This is a genomic window from Pseudomonas sp. NY11955, assembly GCF_048068035.1.
GTDB lineage: Bacteria > Pseudomonadota > Gammaproteobacteria > Pseudomonadales > Pseudomonadaceae > Aquipseudomonas.
Window position 1 is genome coordinate 1 of sequence record NZ_JBLUPS010000001.1, and the last position, 20,269, is coordinate 20,269.

Annotated in this window: 20 protein-coding genes; 5 read left to right on the forward strand and 15 right to left on the reverse strand. The window is 62.3% G+C overall.

Annotated features, from left to right (window positions below; translation table 11 throughout):
• Nucleotides 1-252 precede the first annotated feature (252 nt).
• The 9 genes from msrQ to mrcB form a co-directional block, all read right to left on the reverse strand.
• Entirely contained in the window at nt 253-864 is a 612-nt protein-coding gene (gene msrQ / locus ACNFBR_RS00005; protein WP_416733174.1) for a protein-methionine-sulfoxide reductase heme-binding subunit MsrQ, read from the reverse strand.
• Nucleotides 864-1,877, reverse strand: coding sequence for a protein-methionine-sulfoxide reductase catalytic subunit MsrP (gene msrP / locus ACNFBR_RS00010; protein WP_416733175.1), 1,014 nt, complete (start codon nt 1,875-1,877; stop codon nt 864-866). Before msrP ends, msrQ begins: the two co-directional genes overlap by 1 nt.
• A 79-nt stretch (nt 1,878-1,956) precedes the next feature.
• Nucleotides 1,957-2,808, reverse strand: a complete 852-nt coding sequence (pssA, locus tag ACNFBR_RS00015; RefSeq protein WP_003250045.1) for a CDP-diacylglycerol--serine O-phosphatidyltransferase — start codon at nt 2,806-2,808, stop codon at nt 1,957-1,959.
• Nucleotides 2,809-2,958: 150 nt separating this feature from the next.
• A complete protein-coding gene (ilvC, locus tag ACNFBR_RS00020) occupies nt 2,959-3,975 on the reverse strand; it encodes a ketol-acid reductoisomerase (protein WP_003250043.1) in 1,017 nt (338 codons plus the stop codon).
• A 55-nt stretch (nt 3,976-4,030) separates the two neighbouring features.
• Nucleotides 4,031-4,522, reverse strand: coding sequence for an acetolactate synthase small subunit (gene ilvN, locus ACNFBR_RS00025; protein WP_003250040.1), 492 nt, complete (start codon nt 4,520-4,522; stop codon nt 4,031-4,033).
• A gap of 1 nt (nt 4,523) precedes the next feature.
• Entirely contained in the window at nt 4,524-6,248 is a 1,725-nt protein-coding gene (locus ACNFBR_RS00030) for an acetolactate synthase 3 large subunit (protein WP_416733176.1), read from the reverse strand.
• Between the two features lie 408 nt (nt 6,249-6,656).
• On the reverse strand, nt 6,657-6,989 hold the full coding sequence (locus tag ACNFBR_RS00035) for a YqcC family protein (protein WP_416733177.1): 333 nt from the start codon (nt 6,987-6,989) through the stop codon (nt 6,657-6,659).
• A complete protein-coding gene (locus ACNFBR_RS00040) occupies nt 6,989-7,789 on the reverse strand; it encodes a tetratricopeptide repeat protein (protein ID WP_416733178.1) in 801 nt (266 codons plus the stop codon). Before ACNFBR_RS00040 ends, ACNFBR_RS00035 begins: the two co-directional genes overlap by 1 nt.
• A 15-nt stretch (nt 7,790-7,804) precedes the next feature.
• Nucleotides 7,805-10,126 (reverse strand): penicillin-binding protein 1B, encoded by a 2,322-nt coding sequence (gene mrcB, locus ACNFBR_RS00045; protein ID WP_416733179.1) that lies wholly within the window; start codon nt 10,124-10,126, stop codon nt 7,805-7,807.
• Nucleotides 10,127-10,241: 115 nt separating this feature from the next.
• Between mrcB and ACNFBR_RS00050 the strand changes: the two genes are divergently transcribed.
• Together ACNFBR_RS00050 and ACNFBR_RS00055 are read left to right on the forward strand one after the other, a co-directional pair.
• Complete coding sequence (locus ACNFBR_RS00050; RefSeq protein WP_416733180.1) at nt 10,242-11,804, forward strand: AAA family ATPase; 1,563 nt, start codon at nt 10,242-10,244, stop codon at nt 11,802-11,804.
• 238 nt (nt 11,805-12,042) lie between these two features.
• On the forward strand, nt 12,043-12,321 hold the full coding sequence (locus ACNFBR_RS00055) for a TfoX/Sxy family protein (protein ID WP_012274216.1): 279 nt from the start codon (nt 12,043-12,045) through the stop codon (nt 12,319-12,321).
• A 181-nt stretch (nt 12,322-12,502) separates the two neighbouring features.
• Here ACNFBR_RS00055 and ACNFBR_RS00060 read toward each other — a convergent pair whose 3' ends face one another.
• From ACNFBR_RS00060 to ACNFBR_RS00075, 4 genes are read right to left on the reverse strand one after another with little or no spacing between them, the layout of a single operon-like run.
• Nucleotides 12,503-13,387: a ChaN family lipoprotein gene (locus ACNFBR_RS00060; protein WP_416733181.1), complete on the reverse strand. Its 885-nt coding sequence runs from the start codon at nt 13,385-13,387 to the stop codon at nt 12,503-12,505.
• A gap of 12 nt (nt 13,388-13,399) precedes the next feature.
• Nucleotides 13,400-14,167, reverse strand: a complete 768-nt coding sequence (locus tag ACNFBR_RS00065) for a heme ABC transporter ATP-binding protein (RefSeq protein ID WP_416733182.1) — start codon at nt 14,165-14,167, stop codon at nt 13,400-13,402.
• The gene (locus ACNFBR_RS00070; protein WP_416733600.1) at nt 14,167-15,150 is read right to left on the reverse strand and encodes a FecCD family ABC transporter permease; all 984 of its coding nucleotides are present in this window, start codon (nt 15,148-15,150) and stop codon (nt 14,167-14,169) included. The genes ACNFBR_RS00065 and ACNFBR_RS00070 overlap by 1 nt, the downstream gene beginning before the upstream one ends.
• 50 nt (nt 15,151-15,200) lie before the next feature.
• Nucleotides 15,201-16,085: a heme/hemin ABC transporter substrate-binding protein gene (locus ACNFBR_RS00075; protein ID WP_416733183.1), complete on the reverse strand. Its 885-nt coding sequence runs from the start codon at nt 16,083-16,085 to the stop codon at nt 15,201-15,203.
• A gap of 148 nt (nt 16,086-16,233) precedes the next feature.
• Here ACNFBR_RS00075 and ACNFBR_RS00080 point away from each other — a divergent pair, with 148 nt between their 5' ends.
• The gene (locus ACNFBR_RS00080; protein WP_416733184.1) at nt 16,234-16,551 is read left to right on the forward strand and encodes a Rieske (2Fe-2S) protein; all 318 of its coding nucleotides are present in this window, start codon (nt 16,234-16,236) and stop codon (nt 16,549-16,551) included.
• Here ACNFBR_RS00080 and sfsA read toward each other — a convergent pair.
• Entirely contained in the window at nt 16,541-17,254 is a 714-nt protein-coding gene (gene sfsA / locus ACNFBR_RS00085; protein ID WP_416733185.1) for a DNA/RNA nuclease SfsA, read from the reverse strand. The two genes, ACNFBR_RS00080 and sfsA, sit on opposite strands and share 11 nt — an antisense overlap.
• The gene (locus ACNFBR_RS00090; protein WP_416733186.1) at nt 17,254-18,426 is read right to left on the reverse strand and encodes a pyridoxal phosphate-dependent aminotransferase; all 1,173 of its coding nucleotides are present in this window, start codon (nt 18,424-18,426) and stop codon (nt 17,254-17,256) included. The genes sfsA and ACNFBR_RS00090 overlap by 1 nt, the downstream gene beginning before the upstream one ends.
• A 210-nt stretch (nt 18,427-18,636) precedes the next feature.
• Between ACNFBR_RS00090 and dksA the strand changes: the two genes are divergently transcribed.
• Together dksA and gluQRS are read left to right on the forward strand one after the other, a co-directional pair.
• Entirely contained in the window at nt 18,637-19,080 is a 444-nt protein-coding gene (gene dksA, locus ACNFBR_RS00095; RefSeq protein WP_012274224.1) for an RNA polymerase-binding protein DksA, read from the forward strand.
• Between the two features lie 63 nt (nt 19,081-19,143).
• A complete protein-coding gene (gene gluQRS / locus ACNFBR_RS00100; RefSeq protein WP_416733601.1) occupies nt 19,144-20,031 on the forward strand; it encodes a tRNA glutamyl-Q(34) synthetase GluQRS in 888 nt (295 codons plus the stop codon).
• The last annotated feature ends 238 nt before the right edge of the window (nt 20,032-20,269 follow it).

Consider the following 20,269-nt stretch of genomic DNA (forward strand, 5'->3'; position numbering starts at 1 on the left):
GCGCCGCCCGCGCGGCGCATCGCGAGCTTTGCTCGCTCCTACGTTTATTTCGGGCCAATTATTCCTGGGGGATTTTCGCGCGTACGCCTTGGCGCCTGTCGTGATACCGCGTTGTACCAACAAGGCGGTCGCGCGCAAATGGCACAGGCAACACTGGCCCGAAACAAACGTAGGAGCGAGCAAAGCTCGCGATGCGCCGCGCGGGCGGCGCTCGATCTCATAGGCGCCAAAGAACCCAAGGCAAGCATTCACTCACACCGCCCTCCCCGACCGCCTGACAACCCTGGGAAGAACCCGTGAAACAACAGGTATCCGCAACACCATCAGCACAGCACCAATAAATGCATAGATCGCCCACTCCCGTAGATCCGAACGCACGATCCACAGGAAATGCAGCAGCCCCAAGCCAAGCACCCCATACACCAACCGGTGCAGCTTCTTCCATCGCGCGCCCAATCGGCGCTGACTATAACGATTCGAAGTCACCGCCAAGGCCAACAACCCGAGGAACCCCAGCGCCCCCACAATAATGTAAGGCCGCTTGCGCAGCTCCACCGCCAACTGCCCCCAGTCCAGCCCCAGGATAAAGAACAGGTAGGCCAGGATGTGCAGCACTATATAGGCAAACACCCACAGCCCTAGCTGCCGGCGCACCACGACCCAGCCCGACCAGCCCGTCAGCTTCTGAAGCGGCGTCATGCTCAAGGTCACCAACAGGAAGGTGAGCGCCCCAAGCCCCAGGCGATCCATCATTATCTTGCCGGGGTCTGGCCCCAGCAGGTTCGTCGCCGCCTCATACAGCCACCACGCCGGGAGCAAGCTTCCCACAACGAAGATGGCCAGGCGCAACCAGGGATAGCGCATCAATAGTTCTTCCGCAGATCAAGCCCGGTATACAGTGACGCCACTTCATCGGCGTAGCCATTGAACATCTGCGTCTCCCGCACATTGGGGCTGAATAGCCCACTGGGTAGCCGCCGCTCGCGCGCCTGGCTCCAGCGCGGGTGATCGACCGTCGGGTTCACATTGGCATAGAAACCATACTCATCCGGCGCCAGCCCTTCCCAGGTAGTGCCGGGCTGTTCGGCCACCAGGCTGATACGCACGATCGACTTGATGCTCTTGAAACCATACTTCCATGGCACCACCAGCCGCAGCGGCGCGCCGTTCTGGTTGGGCAACTCCCGTCCATACATGCCCACCGCCAGGATAGCCAATGGGTGCATAGCTTCATCCAGACGCAAGCCTTCTCTGTAGGGCCAGTCGATCAGGGCAAACCCTGAACGCTGCCCCGGCATGTGCTCGGGATCCTGCAACGTCTCAAAGCGTACATAACGCGCCTTGGAGGTCGGCTCGACCTGCTTGAGCACTTGCGCCAGGGGAAACCCCAGCCACGGAATGACCATCGACCACGCCTCAACGCACCGCAGCCGATAGATCCGCTCTTCAAGCTGATAGGGCTTGACGAAATCTTCCAGCGCGTAGCGCCCGGGCTTGCCGACCTCGCCATCCACCACAATCGACCACGGCTCGGTCTTCAGGCTGTCGCCGTTGGCTGCCGGGTCGCCTTTATCGGGCCCGAACTCGTAAAAATTGTTGTAGTGGGTGGCGTCCTTGAACGGCGTGATCGCCTCGCCCTTTACCGTCACGGCCTGCCAATGCGTGGCGGCGAGCTTGCCAGCGAACCAGGCCGGTGCGGCGCCGGCCTGCACGTCGGCATAACGCGAAACTTCCGCGGCCCCCACTCCGCTCGGCAAGGCGCCCAGCGCCAGGCCAGCCAATGAGCCACCCAGCAGGGTGCGACGAGAAAGGTAGATGCCTTCGGGAGTGATCTCCGATGACTTGCACTCGGACGACCGGGGAAGCTTGATGAGCATGGGCGGCTCCACAGCACTGGATAACGGGTATACCAGTAAGACTATGGAGCCGGAGGGTTATTCCAGCATTAAGCGTTTTTTACGCTTTGCGCCGACGCGCCTTCAACAGGAACTGGATCGGCCCGGACGCCGCATAGGCAAGGAAGATCAGCAGCAGGATGCGCGGTGGGTCGCTGAACACCACGGCAAACACCAGCACCACGGCCAGGATCGCCACGAACGGCACGCGCCCTTTGAGGTCCAGCTCCTTGAAGCTGTTGTACTTGATATTGCTGACCATCAGCATGCCAGCAGCAGCCACCAGCAGCGCCACCAGGAACGACAGCTTGGAGCCCTGGATACCGTAGTCGCTGAACGCCCATACGGTCCCCGCCACCACGCCGGCGGCAGCCGGGCTGGCCAGGCCGATGAAGTAGCGCTTGTCGGCGGTACCGACCTGGGTATTGAAACGGGCCAGACGCAGTGCGGCACCGGCCACATAGATGAAGGCGACCATCCAGCCGACCTTGCCCATGTCACCCAGCGCCCAGCCAAAGGCGAGCAAGGCCGGAGCCACGCCGAAGGCGACCATGTCCGACAGCGAGTCGTACTCGGCACCGAAGGCACTCTGGGTATTGGTCATGCGCGCAACGCGGCCGTCCAGGCCGTCGAGCACCATGGCCACGAAGATGGCAATGGCGGCAAAGGCGAAGTATTTGCTCGCCTCACGCGGGTCACCGGCGCTCAGGGCGCTCTGTGCGCTCATCGAGCTGATGATGGAATAGAACCCGGCAAACAGGTTGGCGGTGGTAAACAGGTTGGGCAGCAAGTAGATGCCACGGTGGCGCACCTTGCGGCCTTCGGCGTCATGCCCTTCTTCAACGTGCTCATCGACAGGTAGCAGGCTTTCGGCGTCGGAGGGCTTGTTCGGCTCTTCGGGACGTTCGCTCATGGAGGGTACCTTGCAACAGGATGGAAAATGTTCGACACGGGCCCGCGAAACAGGTTCTGACAGCAGGCCACTGGTCTGCTTTATACCAGAAGCGGGCTGCCAGAACGAAAAAACGCGGCCGAAGCCGCGTTTTTCATCTTTCGATAAGACTTAGTTCTTGGTCTTGTCGACGATTTTGTTAGCCGAGATCCACGGCATCATCGAGCGCAGCTGCTCGCCGATGATTTCGATGCCGTGAGCGGCGTTGTTGCGACGCTTGGCGGTCATCGATGGGTAGTTGGTAGCACCTTCGGAGATGAACATCTTCGCGTACTCGCCGTCCTGGATGCGCTTCAGAGCGTTGCGCATGGCCTTGCGGGATTCTTCGTTGATGACTTCCGGGCCAGTGACGTACTCACCGTATTCGGCGTTGTTGGAGATCGAGTAGTTCATGTTGGCGATGCCGCCTTCGTACATGAGGTCAACGATCAGCTTCAGTTCGTGCAGGCACTCGAAGTAGGCCATTTCCGGCGCGTAGCCAGCTTCGACCAGGGTTTCGAAACCGGCTTTGACCAGCTCGACGGTACCGCCGCACAGAACGGCTTGCTCACCGAACAGGTCGGTTTCGGTCTCGTCCTTGAAGGTGGTTTCGATGATGCCGGTACGGCCGCCGCCTACGCCCGAAGCGTAGGACAGTGCAACGTTCTTGGCGTTGCCCGAAGCGTCCTGGTAGATAGCGATCAGGTCAGGGATGCCGCCGCCTTTGACGAACTCGGAGCGAACGGTGTGGCCCGGAGCTTTCGGCGCGATCATGATCACGTCGAGGTCGGCACGCGGAACAACCTGGTTGTAGTGGATCGAGAAGCCGTGGGAGAAGGCCAGGGTGGCGCCCTTCTTGATGTTCGGCTCGATTTCGTTCTTGTACAGAGCGCCCTGGAACTCGTCCGGGGTCAGGATCATGACCAGGTCAGCCGCAGCGACAGCGGTAGCAACGTCAGCAACTTTCAGGCCGTGGGCTTCAGCCTTGGCAACGGTAGCCGAACCTTTACGCAGACCGACGGTAACGTCTACACCGGAGTCCTTCAGGTTGCACGCCTGAGCGTGGCCCTGGGAGCCGTAACCGATGATTGCGACTTTCTTGCCCTGGATGATGGAAAGGTCGCAGTCTTTATCGTAGAAAACTTTCATGAAAATACCCCTGGTTATATCTCGGCCCCTGCGGAGCCATCGCTAATTTTTGAATTTAGATGCTGAGCACTTTGTCGCCACGGGCAATGCCGGTAACGCCGCTGCGCACGGTTTCGAGAATCGATGCAGTGCCGATCGCCTGGATGAAGCTGTCCAGTTTGTCGCTGGTACCACTGAGCTGCACGGTGTACACGCTGGCGGTCACGTCGACGATCTGGCCACGGAAGATATCCGTGGTGCGCTTGATCTCGGCGCGCTGGGCACCGGTGGCCTTGACCTTGACCAGCATCAGTTCACGCTCGATGTGAGCGCTTTCCGACAGGTCGACAAGCTTGACCACTTCGACCAGCTTGTTCAGGTTCTTGGTGATCTGTTCGATCACTTCGTCATGGCCAACGGTGGTCAGCGTCAGACGCGACAGGGTCGGGTCTTCGGTCGGCGCCACGGTCAGGCTTTCAATGTTGTAGTTGCGCTGGGAGAACAGGCCGACCACACGGGACAACGCACCTGGTTCGTTTTCCAGCAGCAGGGAAATGATGTGCCGCATATCAGGTACGCTCCGTCTTGCTCAGCCACATGTCACGCATCGAGCCATCCTTGATCTGCATCGGATAGACGTGCTCGCTGCGGTCAACCGCGATGTCGATGAACACCAGGCGGTCCTTCATCGCAAACGCTTCTTCCAGCTTCGGCTTGAGGTCCTTCAGGCTGGTGATGCGGATGCCCACATGGCCATAGGCCTCGGCCAGCTTGATGAAATCAGGCAGCGACTCGACGTACGAGTGCGAGTGACGACCGTTGTAAGCCATGTCCTGCCACTGGCGGACCATGCCCAACACACCGTTGTTCAGGTTGACGATTTTCACCGGCAAGCCGTACTGCATGCAGGTGGACAGCTCCTGGATATTCATCTGGATGCTGCCTTCGCCAGTCACGCAGGCCACGTCCTGGTCCGGGAAGTTGAGCTTGACGCCCATCGCCGCCGGGAAGCCGAAGCCCATGGTGCCCAGGCCACCGGAGTTGATCCAGCGGTTTGGCTTGTTGAAGCGGTAGTACTGCGCCGCGAACATCTGGTGCTGACCAACGTCGGAGGTGACGAAAGCATCACCATTAGTCACTTCGCACAGCGTCTCGATGACTTTCTGCGGCTTGATGACATTGCCGTCGCCCTTGTCGTAAGGGAACAACTCACCATTGCCACGCCACTCGTCGATCTGCTTCCACCAGGCACCCAGTGCCGCCTTGTCAGGCTGCTCGCCGATTTCCTTGAGGATGCCGAGCATTTCGCTGAGCACGCTGTCGACCGGGCCAACGATTGGTACGTCGGCCTTGATCATCTTCGAGATCGACGCCGGGTCGATATCGACATGAATGATCTTGGCATTCGGGCAGAACTTGGCCGGGCCGTTGACCACACGGTCGTCGAAACGAGCACCAACGGCGAAGATCACGTCGGCATTGTGCATGGCCATGTTGGCGGTGTAGCTGCCGTGCATGCCGAGCATGCCGAGGAACTGGCGGTCGGTACCTGGGAAGCCGCCCAACCCCATCAGGGTGTTGGTGACTGGCAGGTTCAGCGATTTGGCGATCTCGGTCAGGGCTTCGGAGCCACCACCGAGGATCACGCCACCACCGGCGTAGACAATCGGGCGCTTGGCAGCCAGGAGCATCTCGGCAGCCTTGCGGATCTGGCCAGAGTGGCCGCGGACCGCCGGGCTGTAGGAGCGCAGCTTGACCTTTTTGGGGTAGACGTATTCGAACTTCTCAGCCGGGTTGGTCATATCTTTTGGAATGTCGACCACGACTGGACCTGGGCGGCCGGATTGCGCCAGGTAGAAAGCTTTTTTCAGAACTTCAGGGATCTCGGTCGGGTTCTTGATCATGAAGCTGTGCTTCACGATCGGCCGCGAGATACCGATCATGTCGGTTTCCTGGAAGGCATCGGTGCCCACCATGGTGCTAGGCACCTGGCCGGACAGGATGACCATTGGAATCGAGTCCATGTAGGCGGTGGCAATACCGGTAATGGCATTGGTCGCGCCCGGGCCGGAGGTTACCAGCACCACACCGGCCTTGCCGGTGGCGCGGGCGTAGCCGTCCGCCATATGGGTTGCCGCCTGCTCGTGGCGAACCAGGATGTGTTCCACTTCCGGTTCTTTGAACAGTGCGTCGTAAACATGCAGGAGAGCACCACCAGGGTACCCGTAGATGTGCTTAACGCCTTCGTCACGCAAGAAGCGGACGACCATCTCAGCGCCAGATAAAAGCTCCACGTTGTTCACCTCTAAAACGCCAGAATACCGCCCTCACTGGACGGGTCTTAATAGGTTTACTGCCAAGCAGAGCATGAGCGAACGTCAGCACTGACTGAGCAAGTATTGGGAGCTCCCCAGAGTGTTGCGGGGGTTTCCCACCCAGCGCGAGGTAACGCGTTGCGGGGTGTAACAGGTCGGCGCGGGTGTGCACCTCATGATCTGCTTAGCGGGTCTGCTTCTGGCAGTCCCTCTACAGCGGAAGTTGGATTCTTGTGATTCGGCGCCAACAAGTCAAGAAAAATTATTGCCAATTTTCCCCCAAGATGAATTCCTGCCACCACTAAAAATCGCTTCAGCAGCAGATTTAAGAAGATTTCCAAAAAAAAGGGCCACAATCTGCGGCCCTTGACGAAAAAACTGAAGAAATCAGGCGGAAGCAGCGATCAATTGGTCAAAAGCTGCCAACAGGCGCCGCAGCTCGCGACTTTGCTCCGGCCGGTCGGTAAACACGGTTTCGGCCATGACCAGGATGCCCGAGGCATTGGGCAGCGGGTGGCCCAGCTCGACAATGATCTTCATGCGCGGCAGGAAGATCCATTGCAACCATTGCTCGAAACTGAGGGTATCGACGGCGAACGGCACGGTACTGGCCAGCGCCTCGTCACTTGGCGGCTCGTCATCCCACCAGCCTTGCACCTGCAGTTCACGTTCGATCAGCAGCAGGTGGTCGGCAATATCCAGAATGCGTTGCTCGATCATCACGAATTGACCCGCGCCTTCTGCCGGGCCAGTGCAGCGCCAGCGCTGTCGCCCTGCTTTTCGCGCGCCTGGGCGATGGTGTTCCATAGCTCCGCCTGCAGGCTTGGGCGGCCGTTGGCGTAGGTCAGGGCACGGCGCGCCAGTTGTTCGGCCTGCGCGGCATCACCTTGCGAAAGGCGCACTTGGGCCAGGCGGTACAGCACCTGCGGCTCACGCGGAGCAATGCGCTGGGCACGTTCCAGGCTCGAGGCGGCACCGTTGAAGTCGCCACTGCCCTGCTGAGTCTTGGCGGTGGTCAGCAGTGCCAGCACCGGGCCGTCCAACTGCTCGTCGGCCGAAAGGCCACCGGCGGCGCTGCTACGCGGGATGCCGGTAGGCGCGCTGGTGCTTTGCGGGGCACTGTTCATTGCGGCGATGTCGAACGGTTCGTCGGCAATCGGGTTGGGATTAGTGGTGATCGGTGCCGAATTGACAGGGCCAGTAGTGATCGGCCCCGGGGTAATCGGCGAAGTCGTGATCGGCGCCGCACCATTCGCTGCCGGGAACGTCTGGATGCCCGCAGCGCCTGCGCCTTGCGGGATCATCACGGTGACGCCGGAATCTTCCGGTAGCGTCTGCGCCTGGGCAGTGCCCGTGTTATAGCCACCCGCCGAACGGTTGGCCGTCACGCGTTCGCTGTTGGACACGCGGGTGCTCGAATCGACCACCGGAATATTGCCGCGCGGGACGCTGGAGCACCCCTGGAGCACAGCCAACGCCGTCACGGCAGGAAACAGCCACTTGTTCACGTCACACCTCATCAATGCAGCCTGTGCTTAATTCATCCAGCCTTTGACCCAGTCCATGACCGAATCAACTGGATTCTCCTCGCCGCCACAGGTCGCGCCGGCGGGCGGTTCACTGCCGCGAATATACGGCATCTGCACCGCTCCCGGACAGCTGCCGTCGGACCCATGGCCAGTGTAAGGGTCGATCCAGGCCTGCACCACGTTATCCGGTTGCGGCATATCCAGCGGCAGCGGGTCGGCCTTCTTCATGAAGCTGGTCCACACCTGCAGGGCACCCGTGGCGCCGGTAAATGGCGTTTTGCCGTTATCGTCACGGCCCATCCACACCACAGCCAGCAAGTCCTGGCTGAAGCCGGAGAACCAACTGTCACGCGAGTCGTTACTGGTACCGGTCTTGCCCGCCAGGGTCAGCGAACGCGGCAGGGTGTTGTACACCGAACGCCCAGTACCTTCGCGCATTACCCGCTGCATGGCGTTCTGCACCAGGTAGATGGCACCCGGGTCGAAGGTTTGTTGAATCTGGAACGGGTAGCGCTTGAGCGGCTCGCCCTCGGCGGTGAGCACGCTGCGGATTCCGCGCATCGGCGTGTTGAAACCGCCGTTGGCGATGGTCTGGTACATGGTCGCAACCTGCATCGGCGACATGCCGCCGGCCCCCAGCAGCATGGCCGGGAACGCAGGCCAGTCGACATTCACCCCGAGCCGGCCAATGGTCTTGATCACATTGGGCACACCCACTTCCAGGCCAAGCTTGGCGGTGGACAGGTTGTACGAGTTGGCCAGCCCCTGGTACAGGTAGATGGTGCCATGCGGGCGCCGATCATAGTTTTGCGGGCGCCAGACCTGGCCGTCGGCCCCCTTGACCGAAAATGGCTCATCCTGCACCCAGCTGGTGAGGGTGTATTTGCTCGGTTGCTCCAATGCAGTCAGGTACACCGACGGTTTGACCAGCGAGCCAATCGGCCGCACAGCATCGATAGCCCGGTTGAAGCCGGCGAAACCTGCCTGCCGGCTGCCGATGAGCGCCTGCACTTCACCGGTTTCCGGGTTGGTCACCACCATTGCCGACTCCACCTCGTCAGCGCCCTTGCGGCCAGCCAGGCGCTTGAAGGTTTCGCTCATCGAGGTTTCGGCCTTCATCTGCAGGATCGGGTCGAAGCTGGTGAAGATGCGCAGGCCTTCTTCGGTCAAGTCTTCGTCGCGATAGTCCTGGCGCAACTGACGCTTGACCAGGTCGAGGAAGGCCGGGAACGAGCTGTCGGCCAGGCTGCCACGCTTGGTCACGCCCAACGGCATTTTCTTCGCCGCATCGACCTCCGCCTGGCTGGCCACGCCCTGCTCGGCCACCAGGTCGAGCACCAGGTTGCGGCGGGCCAGGGCACGGTCAGGATAACGCCGCGGGTTGTAGTAGGACGGGCCTTTGACCATGCCCACCAGCAAGGCGATCTGGTGCAGTTTCAGCTCCGACAGCGGCTGGCTGAAGAAGAACTGGCTGGCCAGGCCAAAGCCGTGCACGGCGCGTTGACCGTCTTGGCCAACGAACACCTCGTTGAGGTAAGCCTCAAGGATTTCACGCTTGTCGTAGTGCAACTCGAGCAGCATCGCCATCATCGCCTCGGTCAGCTTGCGGCTGAGGCTGCGTTCGCTGCTGAGGTAGAAGTTCTTCACCAACTGCTGGGTCAAGGTACTGCCACCCTGGCGCATCGAGCCGGACGAGGTGTTGACCCACATGGCACGGGCGATGGACTTGGGCGATACGCCGAAGTGGTTGTAGAACTCGCGGTCCTCGGTCGCCACCAAGGTTTCGAGCAGGTACGGCGGCACCTGGTCGATCTTGATCAGGATGCGGTCTTCGAGGTTTTTCGGGTAGATACCGCCGATCATCAGCGGCTCCAGCCGCACCACGTCGAGCGCCTTGCCGTTGGCAGCCGAAAGGCCTGCCACGTAATCGCCAGAGAAGCGTACCCGCACGAACTGCGCCGGCTCCATACCCTCGTAGAACTGGAAACCACGGGTATTGAGGTCGACGGTATTGCCGTTGACAGCCGCCGCCCCCGGGCCGTTGGCCGCGCTTTCACGGCGATAGCCGAGCGCATCGAGCTCGGTGAGGAAGTCGTTCTTGCTCAGTTTTTGGCCGGTGAACAGCTCCAGCGGCCGGGCATACACCTTGGCCGGGATCGTCCAGCGCTTGCCGGAGAACTTCTCCTGGACGACGGCATCGAGGTAAACCGCGAAGCCGGCGACGATCACCAAGCCTACCAGGCTGAGCTTCAAAGCCCAGCCCAGCCAGGCGCGGGAGCGGCCGGTCGGGCGTTTCTGAGGGGTGCGGGGATTTCGAGTTCGGGTCATGGCGGCGGATTATACGCACTTTACAAGGGCTGGACAGACGGCCCGGCGGTAGGCAGGGACGGCACCATTGACCATAATGGCGCATTCGAATTCCCTTGCCCCGGAAGGATTTGCCGTGAGCCAAGCTCTTATCACTGCGTTGCAGAACCCAGCCCTGTACCCTCACCCCGTGGATGGGTTCCAGCTCATCGAGACGCATATCTCCTGGGTCCTGCTCACCGGCGAGTACGCCTACAAGGTCAAGAAACCGATGAACTTCGGCTTTCTCGACTTTACCGGCCTGGACCAGCGCCAGCATTTCTGTAACGAAGAATTGCGCCTGAACCAGCGCCTGACCGAAGGCCTGTACCTGGAAGTGCTGCCGATCACCGGTAGCGTCGACGCCCCCCAGATCGGTGGCGAAGGCGAAGCCATCGAGTACGCGCTGAAGATGCGCCAGTTCCCCCAAGGGCAGATGCTCAGCACCCTGCAGGCCAATGGCGAGCTGAACGCCACGCACATCGACCAGATGGCCCGGCAGATCGCCGAGTTCCACCTGCAGGCCCCACGCGTGCCGGTGGAGCACCCGCTGGGCACGCCAGACAGCGTGATGGCGCCGGTGGAGCAGAACTTCGAGCAAATTCGCCCATTCCTCAGCGACAAGGCCGACCTGTTGCAACTCGACGCCCTGCAGGCCTGGGCCCGCAGCAGCTTCGAGCGCCTGCATGGCCTGCTGGAAAAGCGCAAGGCCAACGGTTTCATCCGTGAGTGCCACGGTGACATCCACCTGGGCAACGCCACGTTGATCGATGGCAAGGTGGTGATCTTCGATTGCATCGAATTCAACGAGCCGTTCCGCCTGACCGACGTCTATGCCGACACCGGCTTCCTGGCCATGGACCTGGAAGACCGCGGCCTGAAATGCCTGGCCCGGCGCTTCATCAGCCAATACCTGGAGCTGACCGGCGACTACGAAGGCCTTGAACTGCTCAATTTCTACAAAGCCTACCGCGCGCTGGTGCGCGCCAAGGTTGCCCTGTTCAGCATGCCGGCCGACGCCGATGGCGTGCAGCGTGCCACCACCCTGCGCACCTACCGCAACTACGCCAACCTGGCCGAAAGCTACAGCGCCATTCCGTCGCGCCTGCTGGCCATCACCCACGGCGTTTCGGCGGTGGGCAAAAGCCACGTGGCCATGCGCATGGTCGAGGCCCTGGGTGCGGTGCGCGTGCGCTCGGACGTAGAGCGCAAACGCCTGTTCGGCGAGCAGCAACAAGCCAACGCCGGCCAGCTTAGCGCCGGAATCTATGACCAGCAGGCCAATGCAGCGACTTACCAGCGCCTGCACGACGTGGCGGCAACCGTGCTGCATGCTGGCTTCCCGGTGGTGCTGGATGCCACCTACCTCAAGCGTGAGCAGCGCCAGGCTGCGGCGGACGTTGCCAGCCAGACGGGGGTGCCGTTCCTGATCCTTGACTGCCATGCACCGGATGCGGTCATTGCCAGCTGGCTGGAACAGCGTCAGGCAGAAAACAGCGACCCGTCGGATGCCACCCTGGAAGTGGTCAAGGCCCAACAGGCCAGCCGTGAGCCGCTTGATGCACAGGAGCTGGTACAGAGCACCCAGGTCGATACCCAGACCGCCGGCAGTATGGACCAAGTGATCGAGCAGATTCGCCAGCGCTTGCCTGGGCTGTAAGTTCAGCGCGTCCCTGCACCGGCCTCTTCGCGGGCTTGCCCGCTCCCACAGGTACAACACAGTCCTGGAAAGCTGTGCTGTACCTGTGGGAGCGGGCAAGCCCGCGAAAAGGCCGGTTCAGGTCATCTCGTCGCCCCCGATGGCAAAAGGCCGCGTATTTCTTAACCCCCGCTACACTCCTCTCTGACCTGCTCGCGATTTATCCCCACTCCCCGTTCAGCCATCGCAAGGAGGCTCGATGAACGATGAATTGCAGCACCTGAAGAACCTTGGCAAGACCTCTGCGCAGTGGCTGCATGCAGCCGGCATCCACAGTGCATCGGATCTGCGCCGCCTGGGCGCGGTGGGTGCCTACCAGGCCGTGAAGACACGAGGGTTCCGCGCATCGAAGGTGCTGTTGTACGCCATTGAAGGCGCCCTGCTGGACATGCACTGGAACGATTTGCCGCTAGAACGCAAGGAAGCACTGAACCAACAACTGGACGCGAAAAGCCCTACGCAAAAAAATCCAAAATAATCGTGATAAGGGGATTGACGGCTAAATGAGAATTGTTATGATTATCACAACTGGTCGCGAGACTGGTTGGATAAGCTAAGAGCCCCTGGTTCGGACTCTCAGATTATCTCCTCATCAGGCTAATCACGGTTATTGACCCGGCAATTTGCCGGGTCTTTTTTTGCCTGTGATTTCTATAGGGCTACCGCCGTAGCTGCGCGCAATAATCCTGCTCCGGCATCGCCGCCGTGTACCACACATAATCGGCCTCGCTTGGCTCGACCTGCTCGCCCACCTCGGCCAGCAGCAATACCTTGCTCTCCCCCGACGCCCCCAGGTCTGCCAGGTGCAAGGGTATGCCCAGGTCCTTGCGCACGTGATAGGCCCCGGCAAACAGTAGCGCCGGCTGCGGCGCCGCCAGCACACGCTCGGCCATTCGGCGGTCGCGCTGCTGCTGCACGGCCAGCATCGCTGGCAACTGGCTTTCCGGCAGCATCCCGCAATGCCCGGCGCGCACCTGTTCCAACAAGGCGGCTTTTACCGCCGGTGCATTGGACTTTTCGCCTGGCAACGAAGCCGGCTGTCGATAGGCCTGACGCATTTCGCCGGGCGAAATATTGGCTGCCAGCAACGGCACCCGCTGCTGCAAGGCTTCGGTGACGATTGGCCCATACATCTGCCAATCCCAGCCCTCCTGCCAGGCCAGCGCCTTGGGCAGATCTGCCGGCAAAGGCAGCCCCTGAACCTTGTCGACCAAAGGCTGCTGCTCCGGCTGCAGCATTTCCAGCAACAGGCTGCCTTGGGCACGCTGAGCTTGTAATGCTTGCAGCAACCAAAGCTGCAGCGCGTGATGGTCAGGGTTGTCGTGTTTCTCGCCCACCAGCACGCGGGGGGCGCCCGCCAGGCGCTGCACCAGTTGCTCGGCGCTGATCGCCTGACCACTGGCAAGCTCGATGATATGCCCCAACTGGGCATGCGTGCGCCCTTCGCTGCTCTGCCAAGCGGGCAATGGCGGCAAGCTGGCCTGGCAGCCACCCAATGACAACATCAGGCAAAACGATAAGCCGGACAGCAGCACATGACGCATCGGCAATGCCTCCTAGCGGGCGATGATCAGCGGATGCCCACGCTCCGGGTGCGCCTGCACCAGCACATCGATTCCGTAAACCGCTTTCAACGCCGCTGGCGTCAGCACGTCTTCGGGCGCGGCAAACGCATGACAGCGCCCCTGCTCCAGCAACAGAATACGGTCACAGTAACGCGCCGCCAGGTTCAGGTCATGCAGGATCACCAGCACTGCGGCGCCACAGTCGGCGAAACGGCGCACAGCTTCCAAGGTGGTGTGCTGATGCAGCGGGTCGAGCATCGAGGTTGGCTCGTCGAGCAGCAACGTACTGCCCTCTTCCCCCGGCCACAGCTGCGCCAGCACACGGGCCAGGTGCACCCGTTGCCGCTCGCCGCCGGACAACGCCAGGTAACTGCGTTCTACCAGGTGCCAGGCATCTGCCGCCTGCAAGGCTGCCTCGACAATTTCGGCATCGCGCCGCTGCCCGGTGCCATGGGGCATGCGCCCCATGCCCACCACTTCCTCGACCCGGAACGAAAAGCCAAGGCTGGACACTTGCGGCAGCACCGCCAGGCGCCTGGCCCGCTCCTGCCCGGCCCAGTCGGCCAGAGGCCGGCCCTGCAGCGTGACCTGCCCACGGTCGGGCGCCAGTTCACCGCACAGCACACCCAGCAGGCTGCTCTTGCCGGCACCGTTGGGGCCAAGCACACCCACCACCTGGCCCGGATGCAACTGCAGGTGAATGTCGTGCAGCACCTCATTGCTGCCCCTGCGCAGATACAGGCTCTGAACTTGCAACATCAACTGCGCCCTCGCACCAGCAGGAACAGGAAGAACGGCGCACCGATAAAGGCCGTGACGATACCGATTGGCAGCTCGGCAGGCGCCAGCAGCAGGCGTGCCGCCAGGTCGGCGAACAACATCAGCACACCGCCAGCCAAAAGCGAGGCTGGCAGCACCACGCGGTGATCGGGCCCGGCCAGCAAGCGTACCAGGTGTGGCACGACCAAACCGATGAAACCGATCAGCCCGGCAGCAGCCACTGCCGCTCCCACACCCAACGCCGTGCAGAACACCAGTTCACGCTTGAGCCGCTCCACGTCAACGCCCAGGTGACGCGCCTCCGACTCCCCCAACAGCAGGGCATTCAGCGCCTTGGCCCGCCGTGGCAGCCACACCGCCACGCCTGCCGCCACCAGCAGCAGTGGCCACAATCGTTCGTAACTGGCGCCATTGAGGCTGCCCAGGTTCCAGAAGGTCAGCGTGCGCAGGGTGGCGTCGTCGGCCAGGTAGGAAAACAGCCCCACGGCCGCGCCGCCCAATGCAGTCATGGCCACACCGGCCAACAGCATCGTGGCGACGTTGGTCTGGCCATCGCGGCGCCCCAGGCGGTAGACCAGCGCAGTCACCCCAAGCCCCCCGACAAACGCGCAGAACGACAGCAAATAGGGCGCGAAAACATCCGGCATGCCACCAAACCATGCGCCGCCAACGATGGCGACCGCTGCACCCATCGCGGCTCCGGCAGCGACCCCTACCAGCCCAGGGTCGGCCAAGGGGTTGCGGAACAGCCCCTGCATGGCCACCCCGGACAGCGCCAGTACCGCACCCACCGCCAACCCCAGCAAGGTGCGCGGCAGGCGGATCTGACCAAGGATCATCTCGGCCTGCTGCAAGCCATCTGCGGCGATGGGCAGCCCCAACAGGCGCAGGCCAGCGCGCAAGGTGTCGAACAGCGGCAGGCTGACAGGCCCCAGCGCCAGCGACAGCCAGACCGCCAACAGGCACAGCAAGCTCAGGCTGATGAACAGCGTACGTGGCTGGACCCGCTGCTTCATTGTGCGAAGCTGGCTTGGGCTGCTGGATAGAAGGTGGCTGCCAGCGACTGCAAAGTCGCCGGCAGGCGTGGCCCAAGGCCGCCAACCAGTAGTGTCGGGTCGAGTGATACCAGGCGCTTTTCACGCACCGCGCGCGAAGCCGCCAGCGTGGGGTTTTCTTTCAACAACGCCTGCAAGGCCTGCTCATCGGCCAGCGCCCGATCAGAAAACACGATCACGTCCGGGTCCAGCGCCGCCAAGGCTTCGTTGGAGAAATTCTTGTAGCCCTGGTGCTCTGCCAGGTTGTGCCCACCTGCCTGGCCCAGCAGCCAGTCACCCGCCGTGCCTTGCCCGGCGATCAGCGGCTTGGCCCCCGCATGGCCGACCAACAGCAACACCCCAGGTGCCTTTTGCCCGGCCTGGGCCTGCTTGACCTTGGCCTGCAAAGCCTCGATTTGCTGGCGGTAACCCGCCGCCAACACTGACGCTTGCTGCTCTGCACCCAGCAACTGCCCCAAGTGCTTGAGGTTTTCGTCCACGGCCGGCAACTCGGCCTTGCTGGAGAACAACTCGACCCGCACACCCGCCTTGCGGATTTGCGCCAGTACCGGCGGTGGCCCCATTTCCTCAGTGCCCACCAGCACATCCGGGCGCAGGCTAAGAATGCCTTCTGCCGACAACTGCCGCTGGTAACCCACGCTGGGCAGCGATTTCAACGAAGCCGGGTGCTGGCTGGTCGTGTCCACACCGACGAGCCGCGCCTCACCACCCAGTGCGGTTATCCATTCGCTCAGGGCGCCACCTGCGCTGACCCAACGTTGCGGCAGCTCGGCCGCCAAGGCCTGGGTAGAGAGCACAAGGCTTGCACACAGGGCGAGCAAAGCGGCTGGACGGCGCATCATCGGGTTCCTTCTGAAGGCGGGCCGCACGCCTTGTGGCGAGCGGCGGAACTGCGCACCATAGACAGCCGGGCGCAGCGAATGCGGGCAATTTGATAATTATTCGCATTGAAGCGTCAAGCCATCACGTGTTTCACGAGTCATCCTTGCCATGCATTTCCTTTGTACCTCCCACGGCCTGGCCGAAGGCCAAAGCCGCGCCTTCAGCGTAGACGGCCTCGAACTGTTCGGCGTGCGTCGCCAGGGCCAGGTATACCTGTACCGCAACCGCTGCCCACACCGAGGCATCCCGCTGAACTGGGCAGAAGACGCGTTCCTGGATGACAGCGCCAGCCTCATCCACTGCGCCCATCACGGCGCGCTGTTTCTGATAGAAAGCGGTGAGTGCGTGGCCGGCCCCTGCGAGGGTGAGCAACTTCAGCCCTTGGGCTGCCATGAAGACAGCCAGGGCATCTGGTTCAAGGGTTGAGCAGCACTGGCAAGCGGCGGTCGACAACGATGCCTTCGGCGTCCAGGCGGGTGCCGTAGGCCAGCACTTCCACTCCGTCCGCAACTGCGGCACGCAGCGCCTGGGCATAGGCCGCATCGATCTCCTCGGCCGGGCGCACGGCGTCGACACCGGTCAGGTTCACGCAATACAGCTGCACCGCCCGCACGCCCTGCCGGGCCAAATTCGCCAGCTCACGCAGGTGCTTGGCACCGCGCTGCGTCACCGCATCGGGGAAAGCCGCAACCGAGTTGTCGGAGTAACCCAAGGTCACGCTCTTGACCTCGACATAGGCCGGTGCGCCATCGAACTCCAGGCGAAAGTCGATACGGCTGCCTTCCTCGCCGTAGGGCACTTCACGCTTGAGTGCGGTAAAGCCGGCCAGTTCGGCAATGGTGCCGGCCCGCAGCGCTTCTTCGACCAGCGCATTGGCCCGCCCGGTGTTCACGCAGGCCAGCCGACCTTGTGGGGTTTCGCTGATTTCCCAGGTACCCGGCAGCTTGCGCTTGGGGTCGTTGGAGCGGCTGAACCACACACGCCCGCCTTCAGCCATGCAATTGAGCATGGAGCCGGTGTTCGGGCAGTGGATCGTCATCTGCTCGCCGCTGGCCAGTTCGATATCGGCCAGAAAGCGCTTGTAGCGGCGCAGCAGGCGGCCCTGTTCAAGTGCAGGAGAGAAACGCATCAGCCTTGCCAGCTCCGCAGGCCACGGGCAATGCGCTGTACCGCTTCTTCCAGGCGCGGCAGGCTCTGGGTGTAGGCAAAGCGCACATGGTGCCCAGCCAGGTGGCGACCGAAGTCCAGGCCCGGCGTGAAGGCCAGGTGCTCGGTCTCCAGGAAATGCCGACAGAAGGCGAATGCGTCACCGCCAAAGGCGCTGATGTCGGCATACAGGTAGAACGCGCCTTGCGGTTCGACGGCAATGCGAAAGCCCAGTTCACGCAGGGCAGGCAACAAATAGTCGCGCCGGCGGGCGAACTCGGCGCGACGCGCTTCGAAAATGGCCAAGGTTTCGGGCTGGAAACAGGCCAGCGCGGCATGCTGGGCCATGCTCGGCGCGCTGATGTACAGATTCTGCGCCAGCTTCTCCAGGTCGGCCACTGCGCCGGGTGGGGCCACCAACCAGCCAAGGCGCCAGCCGGTCATGCCGAAATACTTGGAAAAACTATTCAGGACGAACGCCGAGTCGTCCACTTCCAGCACGCTTGGCGCGTCCATGCCATAAGTGAGGCCATGGTAGATTTCGTCCACCACCAGGTGGCCGTGCCGCTCATGGGTGGCTTTGGCAAGGCTGGCCAGCGCTTCGCGCCCCAGCACCGTACCGGTCGGGTTAGCCGGCGAAGCGACCAGGGCACCGACGGTGTCCTTGTCCCAGTAACGCTCGACCAGGTCGGCGGTCAGCTGGTAGTTCACGTCCGGGCCCACCGGCACCAGTTGCGCCCCGCCCTCGACCAGGCGCAGGAAGTGGCGATTGCACGGGTAACCTGGGTCGGCCAGCAGCCAGTGCTTGCCCGGGTCGACCAGCAGGCTGCTGGCCAGCAGTAGCGCGCCAGAGCCACCCGGTGTAATGAGGATGCGCTCCGGGTCGATATTCAAGCCATAGCGCTGTCCATAAAAGCCGGCGATCGCTTCGCGCAGTGCCGGCAGGCCGCGTGCGGCGGTGTAGCGGGTATGCCCGGCGGCCAGCGCAGCCTGGCCGGCCGCGACGATAGGTGCGGCCGTGGTGAAGTCCGGCTCGCCGATTTCCAGGTGGATCACGTCGTGCCCGGCCGCCTGCAGCTCGTTGGCCCGGGCCAGCAGCGCCATGACGTGGAAGGGTTCGATGGCGCGGCTGCGCGCACTGTAGGGGTGGGCCATGACCTTCTCTCAATTGGGTCTAAACTGGAGATTCTACCTCTGCACACCACCGAACGTGTGGCTCGCGCCGCTGTCAATTGCCAGTAACAGGCGGGGTAGCGCACCCCCGATCTATCTGGTAAGTTCGGCGGCTCGCAGTCGCAGGGCCGGCGGGTGCCGGAGATGGAGCAGCCTGCGCATTGGATCAGATGAGTGAGAGGCGGTCTATTCATGTCCACCGTAGAAAAGCAAAAAGCCCAGACCATGTACGGTGTCGAGCCCTACGTAGAAACCAAGGGTGAAGAGTACATGGGCGAGCCCATGAAAAAGCACTTCACCAAGCTTCTTGGTGCCTGGAAGCAAGAGCTGATGACCAGTGTGGACCGCACTGTGGACCACATGAAGGATGAAGCAGCCAACTTCCCCGACCCGGCCGACCGCGCCAGCCAGGAAGAAGAATTCGCCCTGGAGCTGCGTAACCGCGATCGCGAGCGCAAGCTGATCAAGAAAATCGACAAGACCCTCGACAAGATCAAGGCCGATGAATACGGCTGGTGCGAATCGTGCGGCATCGAAATCGGCCTGCGCCGCCTGGAAGCCCGCCCTACCGCCGACCTGTGCTTCGACTGCAAGGAAATCGCCGAGAAAAAGGAAAAAACGGTCGGCAAAGGCTGATCTTTCTTCCACCTGAACGGGGCGCATCATGCGCCCCGTTTCATTTATATGCCCAGCCTGAACATGACCGACTCCAGCTACATCGGGCGTTTCGCCCCCACCCCAAGCGGCTTCCTGCATTTTGGCTCGCTGGTCGCCGCCCTCGCCTCCTGGCTCGATGCCCGCGCCGTCGACGGCCGCTGGCTGCTGCGCATGGAAGACACCGATCCCCCCCGGGAAATGCCCGGTGCCCGTGATGCCATCCTCCAGACCCTGGAGCGTTACGGCCTGGAGTGGGATGGCGAAGTGGTGTTCCAGAGCCAGCGGCACGATGCCTATGCCGCCGTGGTAGACCGCCTGTTCAACATGGGCCTGGCCTATGCCTGCACCTGCTCGCGCAAGCAGTTGGAAGGCTGCAACGGCATCTACCCGGGCTTGTGCCGCAATGCCGGGCATCCCCGTGAAGGCGCAGCAATCCGCTTGCGAGTGCCGGAACTGATCTACCGCTTCACCGATCGGGTGCAGGGTGAGTACCAGCAGCATCTGGGCCGTGAGGTGGGCGATTTCGTCATCCAGCGCCGTGACGGGCTGTATGCGTACCAGTTGGCAGTGGTGCTGGACGATGCCTGGCAGGGCGTTACCGACATCGTGCGCGGCGCCGACCTGCTCGACAACACCCCGCGCCAGCTGTACTTGCAGGAACTGCTGGGCTTCTCGGAGCCGCGTTACCTGCATATTCCGCTGATCGTGCAGCCCGATGGGCACAAGCTGGGCAAGTCCTACCGTTCGCCGCCGCTGCAGGCGGAGCATGCTACGCCGTTGTTGCTGCGGGCGTTGCGGGCGCTGGGGCAAGAGACCGACCCGGAGCTGCTGGTGGCAACGCCGGCTGAAGTGCTGGCGATAGCCCGCAAGCAGTGGCGGCCGGAGGCAATTGCGCAGCGGACCACGGTGCCAGAGGCCGATTTGCGCTGAGGCTTTGCCGGCCCTTTCGCGGGCTCGCCCGCTCCCACAGGTAAACCACAAGCCTTGAAGGTGGCGTAGTTCCTGTGGGAGCGGGCAAGCCCGCGAAGGGGCCGGCAAAGACAACCTTATGCAGAAATCAAAAGCCCAATAAATTCAAACTCTTGGCTAACCCCACCGATTCCCGCTAGCATCCCCCCAGCCATTTGCGCCAATAATAAGTCCAAGCCCGCAGCGCCCAACCATCGAG

Excerpts from the sequence above, each read along its gene's own strand:
- ACNFBR_RS00065 (WP_416733182.1), bottom strand. The coding sequence starts at position 14,167 with ATGTTGCAAGTTCAGAGCCTGTATCTGCGCAGGGGCAGCAATGAGGTG.
- gluQRS (WP_416733601.1), top strand. The coding sequence starts at position 19,144 with ATGACCGACTCCAGCTACATCGGGCGTTTCGCCCCCACCCCAAGCGGC.
- ilvC (WP_003250043.1), bottom strand. The coding sequence starts at position 3,975 with ATGAAAGTTTTCTACGATAAAGACTGCGACCTTTCCATCATCCAGGGC.
- ACNFBR_RS00075 (WP_416733183.1), bottom strand. The coding sequence starts at position 16,085 with ATGATGCGCCGTCCAGCCGCTTTGCTCGCCCTGTGTGCAAGCCTTGTG.
- msrQ (WP_416733174.1), bottom strand. The coding sequence starts at position 864 with ATGCGCTATCCCTGGTTGCGCCTGGCCATCTTCGTTGTGGGAAGCTTG.
- sfsA (WP_416733185.1), bottom strand. The coding sequence starts at position 17,254 with ATGCGTTTCTCTCCTGCACTTGAACAGGGCCGCCTGCTGCGCCGCTAC.
- mrcB (WP_416733179.1), bottom strand. The coding sequence starts at position 10,126 with ATGACCCGAACTCGAAATCCCCGCACCCCTCAGAAACGCCCGACCGGC.
- ACNFBR_RS00055 (WP_012274216.1), top strand. The coding sequence starts at position 12,043 with ATGAACGATGAATTGCAGCACCTGAAGAACCTTGGCAAGACCTCTGCG.
- pssA (WP_003250045.1), bottom strand. The coding sequence starts at position 2,808 with ATGAGCGAACGTCCCGAAGAGCCGAACAAGCCCTCCGACGCCGAAAGC.
- ACNFBR_RS00080 (WP_416733184.1), top strand. The coding sequence starts at position 16,234 with ATGCATTTCCTTTGTACCTCCCACGGCCTGGCCGAAGGCCAAAGCCGC.
- dksA (WP_012274224.1), top strand. The coding sequence starts at position 18,637 with ATGTCCACCGTAGAAAAGCAAAAAGCCCAGACCATGTACGGTGTCGAG.
- ilvN (WP_003250040.1), bottom strand. The coding sequence starts at position 4,522 with ATGCGGCACATCATTTCCCTGCTGCTGGAAAACGAACCAGGTGCGTTG.
- msrP (WP_416733175.1), bottom strand. The coding sequence starts at position 1,877 with ATGCTCATCAAGCTTCCCCGGTCGTCCGAGTGCAAGTCATCGGAGATC.
- ACNFBR_RS00090 (WP_416733186.1), bottom strand. The coding sequence starts at position 18,426 with ATGGCCCACCCCTACAGTGCGCGCAGCCGCGCCATCGAACCCTTCCAC.
- ACNFBR_RS00060 (WP_416733181.1), bottom strand. The coding sequence starts at position 13,387 with ATGCGTCATGTGCTGCTGTCCGGCTTATCGTTTTGCCTGATGTTGTCA.
- ACNFBR_RS00035 (WP_416733177.1), bottom strand. The coding sequence starts at position 6,989 with ATGATCGAGCAACGCATTCTGGATATTGCCGACCACCTGCTGCTGATC.
- ACNFBR_RS00040 (WP_416733178.1), bottom strand. The coding sequence starts at position 7,789 with ATGAGGTGTGACGTGAACAAGTGGCTGTTTCCTGCCGTGACGGCGTTG.